Below are 19,494 nucleotides of genomic sequence, written 5' to 3'. Positions count from 1 at the left end.
CCCCGGGATCGGGTGGCTTGACGCCGGACAGGGATCTGTGAGTGAGAAGGAAAGGCAAGGGAGCAGAAATGAACGACGCCACGCAAAATCCGCCGATCGATGGGTCCGAGGGTGTCCTGACCGGAGGTGACGGAGGGGCGAAGTCCTTCTACAAGATGGCGCGTGTGCTGGATTGCTTCAGCCGGACGCGCGGGTCGCTGTCGCTGACCGAGATCGTCGAGCGCACCGGCATGCCGCGCACGACCATTCACCGCATCGTCGCCTCGCTGCGCGATATCGGCCTGATCGATCAGGACGGACGGCGCGGCGACTACCGTCTGGGGCTTCGGATGTTCCACTACGGCAGCGTGGTCATGGCCAATCTGGACCTGAACCGCCATGCCCATCCCCATGTGCTGTCGCTGCATCAGATCACCGGGGAAATCGTTCATCTTCATATGTTTGACGGCAGCCAGATGGTCTGTATCGAGCGCGAGGAAATGGGCGATGTCCGCAACACGACCCTGACGGTGATCGAGGCGGCGCCGGTCCATTGCACCAGCGTCGGCAAGGCGTTCCTGGCCTTTCAGGAGCCGGATGTCCTGCGGCGAATCGCGGCCGAGGAGGGGCTGGAGCGGCGCACCGAACATACCCTCTGCTCCATCGAGGCGCTGACCGCGGATCTCGAGCTGATCCGGAAGCGGGGATTCGCGTTCGATCTGGAAGAGAACGAGATCGGTGTCCAGTGCGTCGGCGCCCCCATCCGCGACTCGCGCGGCCGGGTCTTCGCGGCCATCAGCGTGTCCGGGCCGACCTCGCGGATGCAGCAGGCGCGGCTTCTGGGGCTGTCCGGCCTCGTGACCGCGACGGCGGACCGGATCTCCACCGAACTGGGCTGGCTCGGCTGATTTCAGAACATGTTCCAACTACAAGCATCTTTATTCCACAATACGGATTGACGCATTCTGCGATCCGATCTATCCCTTATTCAGGAGGGGCTGAGGAGGGTTGCGCGCCGGGCGCGCACTCCCTCGGCTGGGGATCGGAGGAAGCTCATGAAGCTTAACGACGCCGTCCTGGGGGCAGTCTTCTGCGCCTTGGGCCTGTGGATTGTTCTTTATTCGGCCGGGCTGCCCAAGCCCCGCCATCTGAGCTACGGGCCGGGGCTGTTCCCGACGCTTATGGGGGCGGGCCTGATCGTCTGCGGGGGCATTCAGACGATTGCGGGTCTCCTGCGCTGGCGTTCCGCTCCGATCGTCGAGCGGCCGGCCTGGCTGGGACATCGGCGACTGATCCTCAATCTGGCCGTCATTCCTGCCGCCTGCCTGTTCTACTATGTCGCGGCCGACCGCCTCGGCTTCCTCTTCACGGGCCTGACGATCCTCGTGGTGATGCTCGTGGTGGGAGGCGTTGCGCCGCTGCGGGCGGCCATCGTCGGCCTCGTGATGATCGTGGTCGTCACGATGATCTTCGCCTCGATCCTGCATGTGCCGCTGCCCTGGGGCGTGCTGGCACCGATCTCGGGGCGGTTCATATGGTGATCTCCACCGTCCTGAGCAATCTGCTGGACCCGTTCCTGATCTTCGTGGTGTTCGCCGCGGCGCTCTACGGGCTGGTCATCGGCGCGATCCCCGGGCTGACCGCCCTGATGGCGAGCGCGTTGCTGGTGCCGTTCATCATCTTCATGGATCCGATCCCGGCCGTGGCGGCCATCGTGACGGCCTCGGCCATGGCGATCTTTGCGGGCGACATTCCCAGCGCGCTTCTGCGCATGCCGGGGACACCCGCCTCAGCCGCCTATACCGAGGATGCCTACGGGCTGGTGATGCGCGGCAAGGCCGCCTCGTCGCTGGGCGCGGGGGTCATGGCCTCGGCGGTCGGCGGTCTGTTCAGCGCCCTCGTGCTTTCGCTGGCGGCCCCGTCCTTGGCAAGCGTCGCCCTGTCCTTCAGCTCGGTGGAGTATTTCTGGCTGGGCCTGATGGGCTTGAGCTGCGCCACGCTGGTCACGAGCGATTCACTCGTGAAGGGGCTGCTCTCGCTGTTCTTCGGTCTGGCGCTGGCCACCGTGGGCATGGATCCGACCAGCGGCATTCCCCGCTTCACCTTCGGGTCGGTCGATCTTCTCGGCGGCTTCGGGCTGATCCCGGTGCTGATCGGCTTCTTTGCCATCTCGGAACTGATGCGCAACGCCTGCATCCCGACCGAAACCCGGCAGAAGCTGCCGCCCGTCGGCCCGATCCTGAGGGTCAGCCTGCGGGGCCTGTGGAGCCATCGCGTGGGCGTGACCAAGGGCAGCCTCATCGGCACCGTGGTGGGGATCCTGCCCGGCGCGGGATCGGACATCGCGGCCTGGATTTCCTATGCGGTGGCCCGTCGCGGATCGAAGCGCGGGCGCCGGATGGACGATGACGGCGCGCTCGAGCGGATCACCGTGGCAAGTGCCGCCAACAATGCCAGCCTCGGAGGAGCCTATATCCCTGCGACGGTCTTCGGCATCCCGGGAGACGCCATCTCGGCCATCGTCATCTCGGTCATGTTCATCAAGGGCATCAATCCCGGCCCCACGCTTTTCATGAACCAGCCCGCCACGATCTACACGATCTTCGCGATCTTCTTCCTGGCCAACATCGCCATGGTGCCCCTGGGGATCCTGATGGTCCGGGCCTTCGGTGCGGTGCTGCGCCTGCCGCCGGTCTATATCACGCCGTTGATCCTGCTCTTCTGCATCGTCGGCGCCTTCTCGGTCGAGAATACGATCATCGCGGTGGCAATGGCGGCGATCTTCGGGGTTCTGGGCTGGTTCCTTGCCGCCAACGGCATCCCGCTCGCGCCGGCCATCCTCGGCCTGATCCTAGGGCCGCTGATCGAACAGACATTCATGACCACGATGCTGAAGGCGCAGGGCGACTATTCGGTGTTCTTCGACCGTCAGATCGGATCCTGGCTGGCCTATGTCACCATTGCGGTCTGGGTCGTCGTCCTGGGCAGCCGCGTGATCGGCGCCCTGCGCGAGAGGAGGGCTGCGCGTCCCGGCGCGAGCTGAGGTTTCACCGGCCGACCGAGCCTGAAGAAAAGCAGGGCGCGCGCCATCCCGCGCGCCACCGGCCCCGGATTGCCCGAAGGCAGGCCATCAATGTCCACGAGGAGGTAGAGACATGTTCATCACCCGCAGTCTGGCGTTCGGCCTTGCGCTGTCCGCACCCGTCGCAGCCATGGCCGAAGTCGCCTGGCCCGAGAAGCCCAGCCAGCTGGTCGTCATCGCGGGCGCCGGCGGCGGCAGCGACTATGTGCTGCGCCTGCTGGCGGCCGAGCTGGAAAAGAATGCGGGCCAGCCGCTCACGATCGTCAATCAGGCGCAGGGCGGCGGAGTGGTCGGCATGACGACCTACGTCAACAGCGCGCCCGATGGCAGCACCGTCGGGCAGATGTCGCCCTTCGCGCAATATCGCATGATGGGGCAGGCCGATTTCACCTCGGACAGCTTCACCCCCATCGCGCTTGTGAACATGGATCCGGCCGCCGTCACGGTGGCGGAGGGGTCCGAGCTGACCTCGATCGGCATGATCGCCGACAGGCTGAAGGCCGAACCGGCCAGCCTGCGCATCTCCTGCGGCGGCGGCTGCAGTGCAAGCTGGGACATCCCCTTCGTGTCGCTGATGCTGGACGAGGGTGTCGATGTCACGAAGCTGAACCTGATCCCGGCGACGGGCTCGGCGGCCGGTCTTCAGGAACTCGCTTCGGGCGGTGTCGATATCGTGCTGTCCTCGCTGCCCGAGACCGACGCGCTGCGCGACGCCGGCATGGTGAAGAATGTGGCGGTCTTCTCGGCGGAAAGGCTGGAGCGCTATCCGGATGTGCCGACCGTCGCTGCCGAGATGGGCAAGGATGTCTCGGGCGGAACCTGGCGCGGGATCGCGGGCCCGGCGGGCATGGAGCCCGAACTGGTCGCCCGGATCGAGGCGGCGGTGAAGGTCGCGTTCGACAGCGAGACGTTCCAGAGCGGCATGAAGGACCGCGGCTTCGGTGCGGTCTGGATGGATGCGGCGACGCTGGCCGGCTTCATGAAGGACCATGAGCTCCAGACCGAGCGGGTGATCGACGCCCTGAACCCCTGAGGGCCCGCGGATCCGGGGTTCCCTCCGGTTCCCAACCGAAACCTGCGCGCCCGGGGTCAACGGGGCGCACCCTCCCTCCCGATTTACTGCTTCAGAAGGACGCCAGATGGCACATGTACTGAAAGGGATCATCCCGCCGCTCGTCACCCCGTTCAAGGATGATGAGACCATCGACGAGGCCGCCCTGCGCGAGAATGTCCGCTTCATGCTGAAGAAGGGCGTGCACGGGATCTGCCTCGGCGGCTCGACCGGCGAAGGCCACACGCTCTCGACCGAAGAGCTTGCGCGGTCGATCGAGATCGCCTGCGAAGAGGTTCAGGGCAGGATCCCGGTGGTCGCGGGCATCATCGCGAACTCGACGCGCAAGTCGATCGAGATGGCGAAGGCCGTGGCCAGGTATGACGTGGCGGCCCTGCAGGTGACGCCGGTTCACTATGTCTTCAAGCCGTCGGAAGATGCGACCTACGCCCATTTCAAGCGCATGACCGAAGAGGTCGATCTGCCCGTCATCATCTATAACGTGGTGCCGTGGAACTATCTGTCGCCCGCCCTGCTGGTGCGGCTCATGGAAGGTCTGCCGGGCGTCATCGGCGTCAAGCAGTCGGCCGGCGACCTGAAGCTGATGGCGGATCTGATGATATCGATCCCCGAAGGCAAGCTGGTCTTCACGGCCGTCGATGCGCTGCTCTACGCGTCGTTCGCGATGGGCGCGCACGGCACGATCGCGGCCAACCCCGCCGCGGTTCCGGGCGTCTGCGTGGCGCTGTGGAACGCGGTTCAGGCCGGCGAGCACGCTAAGGCGCAGGAAATCCACAAGTCCCTGCTGCGGTTCTGGAACACGATCTATGCCGATAACCTGCCGGCCAATGTGAAATACGTTCTGGCGAAACAGGGCGTCTCGACGGGTATTCCGCGGATGCCGATGCCCGCGACCAGTGCGGAACAGGCCGCCAGGATCGACGAGCAGCTCGCGGCGGTCCTGAAATGGGACGAAACGGCCGCCTGAGGGCGCCGCCCTCCGATCCGAGGAGTCGGGAGGACAGAGATCGCGGGGCAGGGCGCTGACGCGCCCGCCCCATCCGGTGGCGCGGCCCTCGCGGCCGGTCATCACGAAACCAGGGAGGATAATACATGTCGAAATTTCTTGCGGCGGGCCTGTCACTTGCGCTTTCGGTCGGTGCGGCGGCTGCGCAGCCGGTCTTCGACCGCCCGCTGACCATCATCGTGCCGGCCGGCGCCGGCGGCGGTGGCGACACCACGACACGCCTGTTCGCGCGCGAACTGGAAGAGCGGCTGGGCCAGCCCATCACCATCATCAATCAGGGTCAGGGCGGGGGCGTCGTGGGCCTCACGACGCTGAAGAACGCCGAGCCCGACGGTCTGACCGCGGGTCTGCTGTTCCCCTATGCGGGCTACAAGATGACGGGGCAGGCGGATTTCACCGCGGCCGACTTCTCCCCCATCGCGGCCTTCAACGGCGACTCGGCTGCCCTCTTCGTGGCCGAAGGATCCGAGTTCCGGGATCTCAAATCTGCGCTGGACGCGATCAAGGCCGACCCGTCCGCCTATCGCATCCACTGTTCCGGCGGATGCGGATCGGTGTGGGACGTGCCGGTCGCGGGCATGATGCTGGATTACGGCATCGACGTGTCGAAGGTGATCTGGGTGCCGGGGCAGGGTGCGTCGGGCGGGCTGACCGAGCTGGCCTCGGGCGGGGTCGAATTCCAGACGGCCTCGCTGCCCGAGGCCAAGGCGCTGACCGATGCCGGGGCGGTGCGTCCGCTGGCCGTTCTGTCGCCCGAGCCGGTGAAGGGGTTCGAGGATGTGCCCTTGGCCGGAGAGACCGTGGGCAAGCCGCTGGACGGCGGCACCTGGCGTGCCCTGGGCGGCCCTGCCGGCATGAGTGCGGAAGATGTCGCCAAGTGGGAGGCTGCCGCGAAGGAGAGCTTCGAGTCCGAGCGGTTCCAGAAGGCGATGTCGGACGCGAACTTCGGCCTGCGCTGGTTGAATGCGGCTGATCTTGCCGCCCTGATGGCGCAGCACGAGGCCGACACGGCCCGGATCATGGAGGCGCTGGGCTACGGTCAGTAGCCCGCGTTGGCCGCCCGTCTCCTCCGGGTTCGGGCGGTCAAGCCTTCTGACGTTTCGTGGGATCTGCCCTGTGACGTGCGAGGTTCGGACGATGGCCCAGCTGGATCGACAGCAGTTCGGCATGTCTCATGACCAGTTCCGCGAGTTCGGGGATCCGCTCGTCCGTCAGGCGACGCGGGGTGCTGCTCAGGCTGAGCCCGGCGATGATGCGCCCCGAAGGATTGCGCACCGGAGCGCCGATGCACCGCTCGCCGGGGTCCATCTCTCCGTTGTTGATGGAATAGCCGCGTTCGCGTGTCCGGCGCAGGTCCTCGCGCAGCGCGTCCGGATCGGTCAGCGTGTTCTTCGTGTAGGGATGCAGACCTTGGGCAATGATACGCTCGACCACATCGTCGGGCTGGAAGGCCAGAACCGCCTTGCCCACGCTGCTGCAGTAGCAGGGCGAGGTCTCCGTCACCGTGGTGGCATTGAAGCGCCCGGCGCGTCCGCCGCTGGCGCGGGTCACGAAGATCATCTGGTTGCCGTCGAAGATATACAGCCGCACCATCTCGCCCCCGGCGCGACCGAGGGCCTCGACGACCGGCCGCGCCTCGCGCGAGACGTCCATGCTGTTCAGCGCCACATTGCCCAGATGGATCAGGCGCAGCCCCAGCCGATAGGCGTCGCGGTTGTAATCCTGATCCAGCAGTCCGGCGTCCCGCAGGATCGCCACCCAGCGATGCGCCGTCGAGCGCGCCATGCCGGTCAGTTCGGCAATCTCGCTGACCGAGAGCTGCCCGCCCTTCAGCGTGAAGCAGTCGAGGATGCGCAGCATCTTTTCGGGGGCGCTGCTGGCGGGATCGGGAAGGGCTGTCATGGGCGGTCCGGGTCGATGCGGCGGGGAATGCTCTGCCGGGATGCTAGTCGGGGAGTCCCGATTTTAGCAAGTACGGAAGAAAATTCATTGTCCCGGAAAATGGGACAAATATCCGATGTCAATCAGCAAGCTGTTGATAATAATAGATAAGTTATGATTGCCGTTTGTAGGAATGCGCCCATTAAATGGCACAAAGAGACACGTAAAGGAGACGTTTCATCATGACCGCCGAGCTGAAGGGGATCATTCCCGCACTGGTCACCCCGTTCGATGCCGGTGGCGAGATCGACGAGAAGCTGTTCCGAAGCCACACCCGCTTCATCCTCGACAAGAAGGTCCATGGCGTCTGTCTGGGCGGCTCGACCGGCGAAGGCTTCACCCTCGATCCGCAGGAACTGCGTCGCCTGACCGAGATTACTCTGGACGAGGTGAACGGCAGCGTTCCCGTCGTGGCGGGCATCATCGCCAACAGCACGCGCGAGGTGATCCAGCGCGCGACGGCGCTGAAGGGGCTCGAGGTCGCGGCCCTGCAGGTGACGCCCACCTTCTACGTCTTCGATTACGGCGAAGAAGCGATGTTCCAGTATTTCAAGCGGATCTGGGAAGAAACGGGCGTCCCGCTGGTCATCTACAACGTGATCCCGTGGAACCTGCTCAGCGCCGATCTGGTGATCCGTCTGCTGGAAGAGATCCCGGGCATCATCGGCATCAAGCAGAGCCAGGGGAACATCTCGCGCGCGGCCGAGCTGGTGATCCGCGCCCCCAAGGGCAAGGCGATTCTCGCGGCCATCGACGACCTGCTCTATCCCTGCTTCATGATGGGCGCTCAGGGCACGCTTGCCGCCTCGCCCACCGCGGCGCCCGGGCCCTGCGTGCGTCTGTGGGATGCGGTGCAGGCCGGCGATCACGCGCTGGCCCTGAAGATCCACGACAGGCTGGTGCCGTTCTGGCACCTGATGGGCCACGAGAACCTTCCCGCGCTGGTGAAATACTGCCTCGAGATCCAGGGCTGCCCGGTGGGTCTCCTGCCGCGCCATCCGATGCCGGAAGCATCCGAGGCGCAGAAGGCGAAGATCCGGCCCGCGCTGGAGGCCCTGCTCGAGTTCGACAACTGACAACCGGACGGCCAGCGGGCTGTCAGCGGCTCCGTTGGCCCTCTTTCTTGGGAGGAGAAAGATGACACGTTTTCAGGACAGGACGACCGCCGGCGCCTTGGCGCAGGGGAAGGTGAAGCGCCGGACGATCCTGCGGGGTCTGGCGGGGGGCGGGATCGCCACGGTCCTGGGGCTCAAGGCGCCGGCGGTGCTGGCGAACAGCCGCCCGTTCGAGGGCGTGACGCTGCAGGGCGCCTGCTTCCAGCATGTGTTCCATGAACATGTGAAGGCCTATCTGCCCGAGTTCGAAGAAGCCTCGGGAATGAAGGTCCAGATCGATTTTCAGGCCTTTCCGGTCTACAACCAGCGCATGGATCTGGAGCTGTCCACCCGCGGCAGCAGCTACGATTTCATCAATATCACCTTCCCCTATTCGGGCCGCTGGGTCGGCGCGGGGTGGCTGCATCCGCTGGACGACTTCATCGCCGACGCGAACATCACCGCCGAGGGCTGGGACGCCGACGATTTCGTCTCGGGCACGCGGGCGCCGTTCTTCAACGCCGAAGGCCAGACATGCGGCTTCCCATGGGAAGCGGGCGCCATGATGGCGGGCTATGCGCGCTTCGACCTGATGGAGGCGGCAGGCTTCGGCATTCCCGAGACCCTCGAAGAGTTCGAGGCGATGAACAGGGCGCTGCACGGCAAGGACGGCTTTGCCGCCTATGTGAACGACAAGCTGCACCACTGGAACTTCCCTCCCTATCTGATGAACTTCGGCGGCGGCGTGTTCCGGGGTGCGCCCGAGGATCTGATGCCGATCCTCGACACGGCCGAGGCGGCGGAGGCCGCGCACTATTATGCCGCTCTCCTGTCGGACTATGGCGCGCGGGGCGTTCTGTCGTTCACCGACGATCAGGCCCTGCGGATGCAGCTGAACGGTCAGGCGAACGCGCGCACCAATGCCATGGCCTGGGTGTTGCCGCTGACCCAGTCGCCCGACAGCAAGGTCAGGGAGACCACGCGCTACGGCATGATCCCGCGCGGAAAGGCCGGCAGCTTCCCCGGCTCCAACGCCAACGGCTATGGGATCCCCGCCGAAGCCCGTCAGAAGGAAGCCGCCTGGGCTTTCATCCAGTGGGCGACCTCGAAGGAGACCTTCCGCAAGATCGCGCTGGAACGGGGTGGCCTAGCCACGCCGCGCCGCTCGATCATCGACGATCCGGAATACCGGCAGCGTCTGATGATCAACGGGCAGGATGTGGCCTCGATCTATCTGAAGGTGCTCGAAGAGGCGGGCGAGGGCGGATACATGAAGTATCGCACCGTCCCGGTCTTCCCGCAGGTCGGCGACAAGCTGAACAAGGCGATCGAGCGGATCGCCTCCGGGCAGATGTCGGCGGCGGACGCGATGAAGGCGGCGCAGAGCGAAGCGATCGACGATCTGCGCAAGGCCGGCATCGCCCTCTGATGCGCCCTGCTCACTGAAAGCTGTCCGGGAGGGAACACGCGATGGGCGACACGGGTCGCGCGGCGATGGCCGAAGGGCCGCGCCGAACGTTTGCCAGCCAGCAGAACAGGTTCTTCTGGACCCTGCTTTCGCCGGTGCTGGTGGTGCTGGGGGTGGTGACGCTGTTGCCCACGCTCTATCTGTTCATCACGAGTTTCACACCTCTCAGCCTGGCGACTCCCGGAACGGCGTGGAACTTTTCCGCGCCGTTCTCGAACTACAAGCTGCTGCTGACGGACGAGCGGCTGCACAACAGTCTCTGGGTGCAGGCGAAGTTGTCGCTGGCCACGGTCGTGCTGCAACTGCTGCTGGGTCTCGTCATCGCGATCCTGCTGAACATGCGCACGCCGCTGATGAATGCGCTGCGGACCAGCTTCCTGATCCCGATGGTCCTGCCGCCCATCGTGGTCGCGATCATCTGGAAGGTGCTTTATTCGCCCGACATCAGCCCGGCATGGTGGCTGTTCGACTGGCTGGGCTGGCAGGGCGTGTCGCCGATCACGGATGCGAACTGGGCGCTGGCCGCGATCATCGTGGCCGACACCTGGGAGTGGTTTCCCTTCACCATGCTCATCCTCCTCGCCGCCCTGTCCCAGATGCCCGAGGAACAGCGCGAGGCCGCGCGCATCGACGGCGCGACCAGCTGGCAGGTGACCCTCTATATCACCCTGCCCTATCTGAAGGGGACGCTGCTGGTTGCGGGCCTGTTCCGGCTGATCGACAGCATCAAGACCTTTCCGCTGATCTACATCCTGACCGATGGCGGGCCCGGAACGGTCACCGAGGTCTCGAACTACTACATCTTCTCGCAGAGCTTCAATTACAGCTACATCGGCTATTCCTCGGCGGTCACCATGGTCCTCGTCCTGATCGTGCTGGTCCTCAGCTGGGCTGTCATCCGGACGGTTTCGGGAAAGGGCCATGACCATGGCTGACACCACGCAATTCCTGTCGCGCCGCGAGAAGATCATCGCCAATCTCGCGGTGATCCTGCTCGCCGTGATGACGCTGCTGCCGTTCCTGTGGTTTGTGATCATGAGCTTCAAGCCCGTGGATCAGATCTTCGCGGGGGTCTCGGGGCTCTTCTTCACGCCCACGCTGGAGAATTACGCAGGCCTCGTGAACGAGCGCTTCGTCCGCTCGATCTGGAACAGCATTGTCACCAGCACGGTCTCGACCGGCCTCGCGCTGGTGATCGGCGTGCCCGGGGCCTATGCGCTGTCCCGGGCCGGGCTGAAGCGCGACCGCACCATGTCGCTCCTCATCCTCGCTTCGCGGATGGCGCCGCCAGTGGCCTTCGCGATCCCCTACTTCCTCGTCTACCGGACCCTCGGATTGCTCGACACGCAGCTCGGGCTCATCATCGTCTATCTGACGTTCAATCTGGCCCTCGTGGTCTGGCTGATGCGCAACTTCTTCGATGCCACCCCGCGCGAGCTGGAAGAAGCGGCCTGGATCGACGGCGCAAGCCTGTGGGGAACCTTCGTGCGGATCGTCCTGCCGATGTCGATCCCGGCGGTGCTGACGACCGGGATGCTGTGCTTTCTCTATTCGTGGAACGACTTCTTCTTCGCGCTGACCCTGACCCGCAACAGCGCGATGACCGCGCCGGTCGAGGTGGTCAACTTCATGAATTACGAAGGCTGGGAATGGGGCAAGATCGCGGCGGGGGGGACGCTGATCATGGCGCCCGTCCTCGTCTTCTCGCTGCTGATGCGCAAATATCTCGTGGCGGGCATGACCGCCGGGGCTGTCAAGGGATAGGGGGCGTGTGCGCCCCGCAGTCCGGGGCCTGCGCCTCCCAAGGGAGGATCGTCATGAGCGGCGTGCAAATCGAAAGCCTGCGCAAGAGCTTCGGCGCGGTGGACATCATCAGGGGGGTCGATATCGACGTGAACGAGGGGGAATTCGTGACCCTCGTCGGGCCGTCCGGCTGCGGCAAATCCACCTTGCTGCGCATGATCGCGGGTCTGGAAAGCATCAGCGGCGGCCTGATCCGCATCGGCGGGCGCGTGGTCAACGATCTTGCGCCGCTGCACCGGGACATTGCGATGGTGTTCCAGTCCTATGCGCTTTATCCGCATATGACGGTCGAGAAGAACATGGGCTTTTCCCTGAAGCTGCAGGGTCTGCCGAAGGACCGGATCGCCGAGGCGGTCGGCCGCGCCGCCACCGTGCTGGGGCTGGAAAACCACATGCAGCGCTATCCTCGTCAGCTGTCGGGCGGTCAGCGCCAGCGCGTCGCCATGGGGCGGGCAATCGTGCGAAATCCGCAGGTCTTTCTCTTCGACGAGCCGCTGTCGAACCTCGACGCGAAGCTGCGCGTCCAGATGCGCGCCGAGATCAAGGAACTGCACCAGCGGCTGAACACGACCACGATCTACGTCACCCATGACCAGATCGAGGCGATGACCATGGCCGACAAGATCGTCGTGCTGCGCGACGGCATGGTCGAACAGATCGGCGCGCCGCTGGATCTTTACGACAATCCCGCCAATCTCTTCGTGGCGGGCTTCCTCGGGTCGCCGGCGATGAACTTCCTGCCCGCGACCGTGACCGCCGCAGGCGTCCGGGCCCATGACGGCACCATCCTTGCGCCGCTGGGCGCCGGGTTGCGCGAGGGTCAGAGCGTGATCTTCGGCATCCGTCCCGAACATGTCACGCTGGGGTCCGAGGGGATCTCGGCGCGCGTCGGCGTGGTCGAACCGACGGGCGCCGAGACGATGGTGGTCCTTCATGTCGGCGACGCGCCGGTGACAGTGACCCTGCACGAGCGCGCCTCCATCCGCCCGGGCGCCGAGGTGCGCCTGACGGCAGCGCCCGGCAAGGGCCACATCTTCGATGCGGCCACCGGACGACGTCTCTGACCGATGCGACAGGAAGGGCCATGAACGATCTCCTCGACTGTCCGGGCGCATGGTGGCCGTGACGGCCGCCGCGGCTCGTGCCGGAGGGGCGGTCTCCCCGGCCGGCCTCGCCCGCGCGAGACCGCCGCGCGGAGCGGGGGAGGGCGACCTTTCCGCGGCCCGGATCCCGGCGGCGCGGTGGCCTGTCCCGGCTTCATGCGCCCCGGATCCTGCGACGGGCATCGTGCCGCGCCCCGCTGCCGGGGCGCAGGCTGTCTGACCTGATCGCCCGGCCCCAAAGAAACCTCGGAACCATGGAGCTCCCGTGATGACCCACTATCCTGACACCCGCCTTTTCATCGATGGGGCATGGCGCCCGGCAGAGGCTGGCCGCACCATTCCCGTTCTGAACCCCGCGACAGGTCAGCAGATCGGCACGGTGGCGCATGCCTCGACGGAAGATCTGGATGCGGCGCTTGCTGCGGCCGAGCGCGGCTTCGCCGCATGGCGCGCCACCTCGGCCCATGATCGCGCACGGCACATGCGCAAGGCGGCGGAGCTCCTGCGCAGCCGGGCCGACGAGATCGCCCGGCTGATGACGCTGGAGAATGGCAAGCCCCTCGCCCAGTCGAAGATGGAGATCATGGGGGCGGCCGACGTGATCGACTGGTTCGCGGGCGAAGGCCAGCGCGCCTACGGCCAGACCATCCCGTCGCGCGATCCGAAGGTCATGCAGATCACGCTGAAGGTGCCCGTGGGCCCCGTCGCGGCCTTCACGCCCTGGAACTTCCCGATCAATCAGATCGTGCGCAAGCTGTCGGCGGCGCTGGCGGCGGGCTGCTCGATCATCGTCAAGGCGCCCGAGGAAACCCCTGCCAGTCCGGCCGAACTGCTCCGTGCCTTTGCCGATGCGGGTGTCCCCGCAGGGGTGATCGGCCTCGTCTATGGCGTGCCGGCCGAGATCTCGGAATATCTGATCCCGCATCCGGTGATCCGCAAGATCAGCTTCACCGGCTCGACCCCCGTTGGCAAGCAGCTGGCGGCGCTGGCGGGGCTGCACATGAAGCGGGCCACGATGGAGCTGGGCGGCCATGCGCCGGTGATCGTGGCGGGCGACGCCGATCTCGACATGGCCGTTCCCCAGATCGCCACGCACAAGTTCCGCAATGCCGGGCAGGTCTGCGTGTCCCCGACGCGCTTCCTGATCGAGGACAGCATCCATGCCGAGTTCGCGGATCGCTTTACCGCCTTCGCCCAGGGGCTGAGGATCGGCGACGGGCTCGAGCCGGAGACGGACATGGGGCCTCTGGCCAACGAGCGCCGGATCCCTGCGCTCGAGGCGCTGATCCAGGATGCGGTGGATCGCGGCGCCCGGCTTGCCACCGGCGGGCGGCGGATCGGCAACACGGGCTGGTTCTTCGAGCCGACGGTGCTTGTCGATGTCCCGACCGAGGCGCGGATCATGAACGAGGAACCTTTCGGCCCGGTCGCCATCCTGAACCGCTTCGACAGGCTGGATGCAGCCATTGCCGAGGCGAACCGTCTGCCGTTCGGCCTCGCGGCCTACGGCTACACCCGCAGCGAAGCTGTGGCGCACCGGCTTTCGGTCGAGGTGGAAGCCGGCATGATGACGATCAACCATCTGGGACTTGCCCTGCCGGAGGTTCCCTTCGGCGGGATCAAGGATTCGGGCTACGGGACCGAAGGCGGCTCCGAAGCGCTGGACGCCTATTTCGACACCCGCTTCGTGTCGCGCAAGGCCTGAGGTCGGCAGCCGCCGCGGCCGGTGCCCGCACCTCTGGCACGGCGTCGCGCCTGCTTAAGGGACATCTGCGGGGCAGGGCCATGGTGCTCTGCCCCGCTCCACGAAGGCCTGCAGGCGCAGGATTGCCGGATTGCGGCGCGACGGGGCCTTGGCCCGACCCGCGATCATCGGGGCGACGCTTCCCTGCAGAACGGCAGCCCCCGTCCGGAAGGTGCGGTCCCACCGGAGGCGCGCAACCCTCACCCAAGAGGCCGGAGAGCCCTCCTTCAGGCGCTCCGGTGGCGGATCGTGGCGGGCCTATCGGATCGATCCTCCCTCTGACAGATGCGGAGGTATCGGGACCGCATCAGGCGAACCCCGCGATGATCCCGTCGATGCTGGCCCTCAGGGCTGGCAGGGGGGATGCGTCGCTGCCTGCGACGGGGACGAGCAGGATCTCGCGTGCGCCGGCGGCGGCGATGGCGGCGCGCAAATCGCCCTCTGCGGGCCTGTCGGTCAGCACGGCGGCGACGGCATTCTCGCGCAGCCAGCCGGTCAGCCGCGCCGCGCGGGCGGGCGTCCATTCTCTGGGGGCGGCGATGATCTCGGCCAGCAGATCGAGGCCCAGATCGGCGGCCAGATAGCTGGCGGCGGGGGTCAAGGTCAGGCACCCGAGATCCGGCGCGGCCAGGAGCCCCTGTTCGGCCCCCGCACGCAGATCGCGCAGCCCGGCCGCCAGTGAATCGCGGTTGGAGGCGATGCGGTCCGCGGCGTCGGGACAGAGGCGTTGCAGATCGGCCGCGGCGATTGCGGCCATGTGCGTCAGGGTCGCGGGCGACAGCCACGGCGCCATCTCGACCTCCAGAGCGCCCATCGGTGTCAGGTCCAGCGCCCGATAGACCGCATCGTTGCGGGCGGGATCGCGCCGGGCGATGCCGGGCAGCGCGCCATCCAGCGGGGTTGCCATGTCGATCTCGGTGATGCGCAGGTTGCTGCGCCGCGCCTGCGGATAAAGCGGATCGCCGGGCCAGAGGCTGCGCAGGCTCAGCACCGCGTCGGCCTGCGATGCCCTTTGCGCCAGCGCATCGGCGCCGCGGCCCGACAGGTAGCTCGGAAGGCGCGAAGGCGGCAGGCGGTCGGGCTGCACGGGCAAGACTTCGGCCCCGGTGCCCTCCAGCAGGGCCCGCGCCAGCGCCGCGGCGGCGGGCAGGGCGGTCAGGAGGCGCGGAGCGGCGGGGGTGTCGGCCCCTGCGGGACGCGCGCCCAGGGGCAGCGCGGCCATGGCAGAGAGGGCGCGGCCAAGCGCGGAACGGCGGGGGAGGCTCATGCCGAGGCTCCTTTCACCCCGCGCAGGGCGGCGCAGATCAGGAAGATGATGCCGGCGATCAGGATCACGGCCGGCCCCGAGGGCACCGGAAGGTCGAACTGCATCGGCAGGAAGATCCCGGCCAGCGTAGCCAGGCTGGAAATTGCGACCGACAGCGTCACATAGCCCGCCAGAGAGCGTGCGAGGATGCGGGCGGCGGCGGCGGGAATGACCAGAAGCGCGCCGACCAGCACGGCGCCGATGATCTTGACGCCGGCCACGGTCACGAGCGTGACCATGACGACGAAGAGGTAATCGAGCGTCGCAGCGTCGATCCCGCGCGCGCGCGCCAGCATCGGGTTGAAGCTGGCACCGACCAGCCGGTTGAAGAAGACCACGATCAGCACCGCCACCGGCAGCGCCACCGCCGCCAGCACGGCGATGTCGCGCCCCGAGACCGTCAGGATCGAGCCGAAGAGCACATTCTCGAGGATATGGACGTTAATGCGCCCCGCCAGAACCAGAAGGATCGCGGCCCCCATCGCCAGCGACATCGACAGGAAGACCCCGATCAGCGTATCCGCCGACAGTCCGGTGCGATTGCGCAGGTAATTCAGCGCGATGCCGAAGATCAGGCAATAGCCGAAGAGCGCGCCATAGGGGCCGCTATAGGGCTCGCCCGCAAGGATGCCGATGGCGACGCCCGTCAGCGCGGCATGGCCCACCGCTTCGGAAAAGAACGCATGGCGCTTGATGACCACGAGGGCGCCGAGCGCGCCGAGGAGCGGCCCCGCGATCACCCCGGCCAGCAGGGCGTTGACCGCAAAGCCCCAGGCCAGCGCGGCGGGCAGCCAGCCCGCCTCGGCCAGCGCCTGCACGGAGTGGCGTAACGTCTCGAAGCTCATGGCTGCGCCCTTCTGTGCGAAAACAGCGCGAGCACCCGATCCGGCGTCAGCTCGGCCTGCGGGGCGCCCTGAAACAGCAGCTGCCCGTCGATGGCACTCACCCGATCGGCCAGGCGGCGGACGGCGGCAAGGTCATGCTCGACCCAGATCAGCGTCGCGCCCCGGTCGCGCAGCCCGTTCAGGATCGTCTCGAACACCTGCGCGCCGACGGCGTCCAGCGCCGCCATCGGCTCGTCGAGAACCATGAGGTCGGGCTCCCGCCCGTGGCCGTCGTCCAGCGCCTGCGCCAGGAGCACCCGCTGACGCTCGCCCCCCGACAGATCGCCCATCCTCCGCCGCGCCTTGCCGGCCAGACCGACACGGTCCAGCAGCAGGGCGATCCGGTCGCGGACGGCCGCGCGGGGGCGCAGGAAGGCCGGCCGGCGGGCCATGAAGCAGATCAGGAAATCGGTGACGGTCAAGGGCAGGTTGCGGTCGAACTCGACGACCTGAGGGACATAGCCGATGCGGCCGGGCGCGGCCGGCCAGTCCAGCGCGATGGTCCCGGAGAACGGCGCCTGCCCCATCAGGCAGCGCAGCAGCGAGGATTTGCCGCCGCCATTCGGGCCGACGATGGCATGGATGCGGCCCGGCTCGGCCCGCAGATCGATCCCCTCGAGGATGCGGGCCGCGCCGTAGCGGAGGCCGACCCCCTCGAACCGCACCGCCGGGCCCTCTAGGGCCGCGCCGACCGAGGCGGGGGCGTTCATGCCGCCTGCTCCCGGATCGCGCGCAGGATGGTGGCATAGTTCTGCGCCATCTCGACCTCGAACTTGTCGGGCCTGTAGGGGCCATGGATGATGTGGGACAGCGGATAGAGGCGAATGCCCGTCTCGCGCTCGATGGTGGCGACATAGGGCGAGGGGAAATCCAGCTCCGAAAAGATCACCCTGACGTCCAGATCGCGGATCGCGGCGATGGTCTTGGCGAGCTGCGAGGGGCTGGGCTCGATCCCGTGGGCGGGTTCGACCACCGCCGTGACCTCGAGCCCGAACTCGCGCAGGAGATAGTCGTAGGCGCCGTGGATGGTGGCGATGCGGAACGAGGCGGCGGGCAGATCGGCCAGCCCCGCCATGGCCTCTGCCCGCATCCGCCGCAACCGGCGCGCATAGGCGCGGGCGTTGTCGCGCAGCGGGTCCGCCAGATCGGGGCGCTGGCCGGACAGGGCGCGGGTGACGGTCTGGATCTGCTGGATCGCGCCGGTCACCGACAGGAACGTGTGGGAGTTCACCACCTTTCCGCCGATGGTGCGGTTGTTGCCCAAGCGGCTCGACAGCCCGCCCACCGCCGCCAGCAGCGGCACATCGCGATTGGCCTCGATCACCGGCATGTCGGGCTGCGACGAGGCCGCGATCATCCGCTCGGCGAAATCGTCATGGCCGATGCCGTTCAGCACCACCACGTCCAGCCTGTCGATACGGCGGATATCCTCGGCGCGCGGCTCGTAGGCGTGGGGGTTGAAGCCCTCGGGGATCAGCGGCACGGTCTCGCCATGCGGGCCGAGGATATTGCTCAGCCACGAGTGATAGGGATGCAGCGTCACGCCCACGCGCAGCGGGTCGGCGGCGCGGGCACGCGCGGCCCAGAGGATCGCGGGGGCGGCGAGGACCAGACGGCGCGAGATCATTGGGCGGCTCCGGGATCGTGGCGGGTGACGCTGGCCTCGTAGCGGCTGACGACCTGCCGCCATCCCGCACTCCTCAGCGCGTCCTGCGACGGATCGGCGGGCGCATCGGCGGTGCCCGGCGCCAGCCAGATCGCGGGCGGATCGCCGGGGATCATAAGAAAGCTGCCCGCCACGCGCGGATCGCCGCTGCGGCCCAGATAGAGGCCCCCGGACCGCGACCAGACATGCCCGCCGCGCAGCCCGTCGCTGGCCTGAGGGGCGAAGGGAGGCAGGCCCTCGGCGGCCAGATCGGCGACATCCGGCAGCGCCCCGGCCTCGGCCAGCCATGCGATCTCGCCGGCCGCGATGGCGAGATCGGCCAGGACCCCCTGTTCGCCGGGTGTGAGGTCGCTGCGCGCGTCGATCTGCCATGCAGGCAGGCTGCGGATATCGTCCGCGCGCCGGTGCAGACCGATGGCGGCGGCCGAAGCGGCCAGAACCGCCAGACAGAGCGCGCCCACGAACAGGCTTTCGCGCCGGGCCGAGGCCGGGCGGACCGATGTGGTGGTCAATGTTCCAGCCCTTCGATGTCGTGATAGTCGATCTCGACCACATGGCCGGGGCCGGCGTCGAAGAGGATGTAGAACTCTCCCTCGGGGCGCTCGAACTGCAGGCGGGAATCGTCGCCCAGCTTGCCGGGGATCAGGATGTCCTCGTCATAGGAGATCACGTCGAGCGTCACACCGGCCGCGCCGGAGCCGTCCGAGAAGCCGCCGCGACAGTCGATGATCCGGCCCTGGGCCACGGCGCATTCCGCGATCGGGTTGTGGGCCTGCGCCGGGGTCGCGCACAGAATGGCCAGGAGGCCGAGGGCGGTTGCGGGAATTCGGGTCATGGCTCCTGTCTCCGGTCTTGCAGCCAGTCGGCGGTTGCGGGGGAAATCCGGCGGATGGGGAAGGAGGCGTGGTGCAGGCTGCCGTCCTTGCCCTCGACGGTCAGCCAGATCTCGCTGTCCGGGCCGGTCGAGTTCGGCAGCTGGATTTCCACGAAACGGTTCCAGCGCTCGGCGTCGAAGACGAGGCCCGCGCCCCGCAGCGAGCGCGGCTTGTTCACCTTCAGATAGGCGGCGCGGATCTGGTCGTCGCAGGCGTCGCAGAAGCGGATCTGGTAGGATTTGGTAGGAAAGTCGCCCAGCAGGATGCGCGGCACGCGGCGGTCGTATTCCGCGATGGTGAAGCGCCACGGTCCCGCCTGTCCGGTGATCGCATCGGCCCTGCGCACGGGCTGTTCGTGCGAGAGGGCGACGGCGGCAAGATAGGCCGGCGGGGCGATGACGACGGCGGCCAGCACGGCCGCGCGCAAGGGCCGGGCGCGCAAAGGCGGTAGCAGGGGCACGGGCGCCGCCG

At 67.2% G+C, this 19,494-nt stretch carries 19 protein-coding genes and 1 pseudogene; 12 read left to right on the top strand and 8 right to left on the bottom strand.

Features of this window, described 5'->3' with window-relative positions:
* Positions 1 to 68: 68 nt before the first annotated feature.
* From A9O63_RS01765 to A9O63_RS01740, 6 genes are all read left to right on the top strand, one after another.
* Positions 69 to 887, top strand: coding sequence for an IclR family transcriptional regulator (locus tag A9O63_RS01765; protein WP_084295514.1), 819 nt, complete (start codon positions 69 to 71; stop codon positions 885 to 887).
* 147 nt (positions 888 to 1,034) lie between these two features.
* On the top strand, positions 1,035 to 1,520 hold the full coding sequence (locus A9O63_RS01760; protein ID WP_069330384.1) for a tripartite tricarboxylate transporter TctB family protein: 486 nt from the start codon (positions 1,035 to 1,037) through the stop codon (positions 1,518 to 1,520).
* Complete coding sequence (locus A9O63_RS01755) at positions 1,514 to 3,022, top strand: tripartite tricarboxylate transporter permease (RefSeq protein ID WP_069330383.1); 1,509 nt, start codon at positions 1,514 to 1,516, stop codon at positions 3,020 to 3,022. The genes A9O63_RS01760 and A9O63_RS01755 overlap by 7 nt, the downstream gene beginning before the upstream one ends.
* Before the next feature lie 112 nt (positions 3,023 to 3,134).
* Complete coding sequence (locus tag A9O63_RS01750; RefSeq protein ID WP_069330382.1) at positions 3,135 to 4,094, top strand: Bug family tripartite tricarboxylate transporter substrate binding protein; 960 nt, start codon at positions 3,135 to 3,137, stop codon at positions 4,092 to 4,094.
* Between the two features lie 106 nt (positions 4,095 to 4,200).
* Positions 4,201 to 5,100 carry a dihydrodipicolinate synthase family protein gene (locus A9O63_RS01745; RefSeq protein WP_069330381.1) on the top strand — a complete coding sequence of 300 codons (900 nt, stop codon included), beginning with the start codon at positions 4,201 to 4,203 and terminating at the stop codon, positions 5,098 to 5,100.
* A gap of 125 nt (positions 5,101 to 5,225) precedes the next feature.
* Entirely contained in the window at positions 5,226 to 6,185 is a 960-nt protein-coding gene (locus A9O63_RS01740) for a Bug family tripartite tricarboxylate transporter substrate binding protein (RefSeq protein ID WP_069330380.1), read from the top strand.
* A 37-nt stretch (positions 6,186 to 6,222) separates the two neighbouring features.
* On the opposite strand, the gene A9O63_RS01735 is transcribed toward A9O63_RS01740, so the two are convergent.
* On the bottom strand, positions 6,223 to 7,041 hold the full coding sequence (locus A9O63_RS01735; protein ID WP_069330379.1) for an IclR family transcriptional regulator: 819 nt from the start codon (positions 7,039 to 7,041) through the stop codon (positions 6,223 to 6,225).
* A 221-nt stretch (positions 7,042 to 7,262) separates the two neighbouring features.
* Here A9O63_RS01735 and A9O63_RS01730 point away from each other — a divergent pair, with 221 nt between their 5' ends.
* The 6 genes from A9O63_RS01730 to A9O63_RS01705 all read left to right on the top strand — a co-directional run bounded on the left by A9O63_RS01730 (position 7,263) and on the right by A9O63_RS01705 (position 14,253).
* Positions 7,263 to 8,156 (top strand): dihydrodipicolinate synthase family protein, encoded by an 894-nt coding sequence (locus A9O63_RS01730; protein WP_069330378.1) that lies wholly within the window; start codon positions 7,263 to 7,265, stop codon positions 8,154 to 8,156.
* Between the two features lie 61 nt (positions 8,157 to 8,217).
* Complete coding sequence (locus A9O63_RS01725) at positions 8,218 to 9,603, top strand: ABC transporter substrate-binding protein (protein WP_069330377.1); 1,386 nt, start codon at positions 8,218 to 8,220, stop codon at positions 9,601 to 9,603.
* A gap of 41 nt (positions 9,604 to 9,644) precedes the next feature.
* The gene (locus A9O63_RS01720; RefSeq protein ID WP_084295512.1) at positions 9,645 to 10,577 is read left to right on the top strand and encodes a carbohydrate ABC transporter permease; all 933 of its coding nucleotides are present in this window, start codon (positions 9,645 to 9,647) and stop codon (positions 10,575 to 10,577) included.
* Entirely contained in the window at positions 10,564 to 11,406 is an 843-nt protein-coding gene (locus tag A9O63_RS01715) for a carbohydrate ABC transporter permease (RefSeq protein ID WP_205631811.1), read from the top strand. Before A9O63_RS01720 ends, A9O63_RS01715 begins: the two co-directional genes overlap by 14 nt.
* A gap of 53 nt (positions 11,407 to 11,459) precedes the next feature.
* On the top strand, positions 11,460 to 12,509 hold the full coding sequence (locus A9O63_RS01710; RefSeq protein WP_069330376.1) for an ABC transporter ATP-binding protein: 1,050 nt from the start codon (positions 11,460 to 11,462) through the stop codon (positions 12,507 to 12,509).
* A gap of 307 nt (positions 12,510 to 12,816) precedes the next feature.
* Positions 12,817 to 14,253, top strand: coding sequence for an NAD-dependent succinate-semialdehyde dehydrogenase (locus A9O63_RS01705; protein WP_069330375.1), 1,437 nt, complete (start codon positions 12,817 to 12,819; stop codon positions 14,251 to 14,253).
* A gap of 346 nt (positions 14,254 to 14,599) precedes the next feature.
* Here A9O63_RS01705 and A9O63_RS01700 read toward each other — a convergent pair whose 3' ends face one another.
* The 7 genes and pseudogenes from A9O63_RS01700 to A9O63_RS01670 all read right to left on the bottom strand — a co-directional run.
* On the bottom strand, positions 14,600 to 15,559 hold the full coding sequence (locus A9O63_RS01700) for a metal ABC transporter solute-binding protein, Zn/Mn family (protein ID WP_069330374.1): 960 nt from the start codon (positions 15,557 to 15,559) through the stop codon (positions 14,600 to 14,602).
* Positions 15,556 to 16,443, bottom strand: coding sequence for a metal ABC transporter permease (locus A9O63_RS01695; RefSeq protein WP_069330373.1), 888 nt, complete (start codon positions 16,441 to 16,443; stop codon positions 15,556 to 15,558). Before A9O63_RS01695 ends, A9O63_RS01700 begins: the two co-directional genes overlap by 4 nt.
* On the bottom strand, positions 16,440 to 17,192 hold the full coding sequence (locus A9O63_RS01690; protein ID WP_069330372.1) for a metal ABC transporter ATP-binding protein: 753 nt from the start codon (positions 17,190 to 17,192) through the stop codon (positions 16,440 to 16,442). The genes A9O63_RS01695 and A9O63_RS01690 overlap by 4 nt, the downstream gene beginning before the upstream one ends.
* The gene (locus A9O63_RS01685; RefSeq protein WP_069330371.1) at positions 17,189 to 18,109 is read right to left on the bottom strand and encodes a metal ABC transporter solute-binding protein, Zn/Mn family; all 921 of its coding nucleotides are present in this window, start codon (positions 18,107 to 18,109) and stop codon (positions 17,189 to 17,191) included. The genes A9O63_RS01690 and A9O63_RS01685 overlap by 4 nt, the downstream gene beginning before the upstream one ends.
* Positions 18,106 to 18,660 carry a DUF6162 family protein gene (locus A9O63_RS01680; protein ID WP_069330370.1) on the bottom strand — a complete coding sequence of 185 codons (555 nt, stop codon included), beginning with the start codon at positions 18,658 to 18,660 and terminating at the stop codon, positions 18,106 to 18,108. The genes A9O63_RS01685 and A9O63_RS01680 overlap by 4 nt, the downstream gene beginning before the upstream one ends.
* Positions 18,657 to 18,983 carry a hypothetical protein gene (locus A9O63_RS01675; RefSeq protein ID WP_069330369.1) on the bottom strand — a complete coding sequence of 109 codons (327 nt, stop codon included), beginning with the start codon at positions 18,981 to 18,983 and terminating at the stop codon, positions 18,657 to 18,659. The genes A9O63_RS01680 and A9O63_RS01675 overlap by 4 nt, the downstream gene beginning before the upstream one ends.
* Positions 18,980 to 19,494 (bottom strand): annotated as a pseudogene (locus A9O63_RS01670) (DUF3325 family protein); the annotation flags it as partial. The pseudogene A9O63_RS01670 and the gene A9O63_RS01675, both read right to left, overlap by 4 nt.

This window comes from Cereibacter johrii, from assembly GCF_001720585.1.
Lineage (GTDB): Bacteria > Pseudomonadota > Alphaproteobacteria > Rhodobacterales > Rhodobacteraceae > Cereibacter_A > Cereibacter_A johrii.
Note: the sequence above shows the minus strand (reverse complement) of the source record. Positions and strands in the feature narration are given on the sequence as shown.

Bases quoted from the DNA above. Each gene is read 5' to 3' on its own strand.
- A9O63_RS01720 (WP_084295512.1), top strand. From the start codon at position 9,645: ATGGGCGACACGGGTCGCGCGGCGATGGCCGAAGGGCCGCGCCGAACG.
- A9O63_RS01700 (WP_069330374.1), bottom strand. From the start codon at position 15,559: ATGAGCCTCCCCCGCCGTTCCGCGCTTGGCCGCGCCCTCTCTGCCATG.
- A9O63_RS01685 (WP_069330371.1), bottom strand. From the start codon at position 18,109: ATGATCTCGCGCCGTCTGGTCCTCGCCGCCCCCGCGATCCTCTGGGCC.
- A9O63_RS01715 (WP_205631811.1), top strand. From the start codon at position 10,564: ATGACCATGGCTGACACCACGCAATTCCTGTCGCGCCGCGAGAAGATC.
- A9O63_RS01690 (WP_069330372.1), bottom strand. From the start codon at position 17,192: ATGAACGCCCCCGCCTCGGTCGGCGCGGCCCTAGAGGGCCCGGCGGTG.
- A9O63_RS01710 (WP_069330376.1), top strand. From the start codon at position 11,460: ATGAGCGGCGTGCAAATCGAAAGCCTGCGCAAGAGCTTCGGCGCGGTG.
- A9O63_RS01695 (WP_069330373.1), bottom strand. From the start codon at position 16,443: ATGAGCTTCGAGACGTTACGCCACTCCGTGCAGGCGCTGGCCGAGGCG.
- A9O63_RS01745 (WP_069330381.1), top strand. From the start codon at position 4,201: ATGGCACATGTACTGAAAGGGATCATCCCGCCGCTCGTCACCCCGTTC.
- A9O63_RS01760 (WP_069330384.1), top strand. From the start codon at position 1,035: ATGAAGCTTAACGACGCCGTCCTGGGGGCAGTCTTCTGCGCCTTGGGC.
- A9O63_RS01730 (WP_069330378.1), top strand. From the start codon at position 7,263: ATGACCGCCGAGCTGAAGGGGATCATTCCCGCACTGGTCACCCCGTTC.
- A9O63_RS01750 (WP_069330382.1), top strand. From the start codon at position 3,135: ATGTTCATCACCCGCAGTCTGGCGTTCGGCCTTGCGCTGTCCGCACCC.
- A9O63_RS01675 (WP_069330369.1), bottom strand. From the start codon at position 18,983: ATGACCCGAATTCCCGCAACCGCCCTCGGCCTCCTGGCCATTCTGTGC.
- A9O63_RS01765 (WP_084295514.1), top strand. From the start codon at position 69: ATGAACGACGCCACGCAAAATCCGCCGATCGATGGGTCCGAGGGTGTC.
- A9O63_RS01725 (WP_069330377.1), top strand. From the start codon at position 8,218: ATGACACGTTTTCAGGACAGGACGACCGCCGGCGCCTTGGCGCAGGGG.
- A9O63_RS01705 (WP_069330375.1), top strand. From the start codon at position 12,817: ATGACCCACTATCCTGACACCCGCCTTTTCATCGATGGGGCATGGCGC.
- A9O63_RS01740 (WP_069330380.1), top strand. From the start codon at position 5,226: ATGTCGAAATTTCTTGCGGCGGGCCTGTCACTTGCGCTTTCGGTCGGT.
- A9O63_RS01755 (WP_069330383.1), top strand. From the start codon at position 1,514: ATGGTGATCTCCACCGTCCTGAGCAATCTGCTGGACCCGTTCCTGATC.
- A9O63_RS01735 (WP_069330379.1), bottom strand. From the start codon at position 7,041: ATGACAGCCCTTCCCGATCCCGCCAGCAGCGCCCCCGAAAAGATGCTG.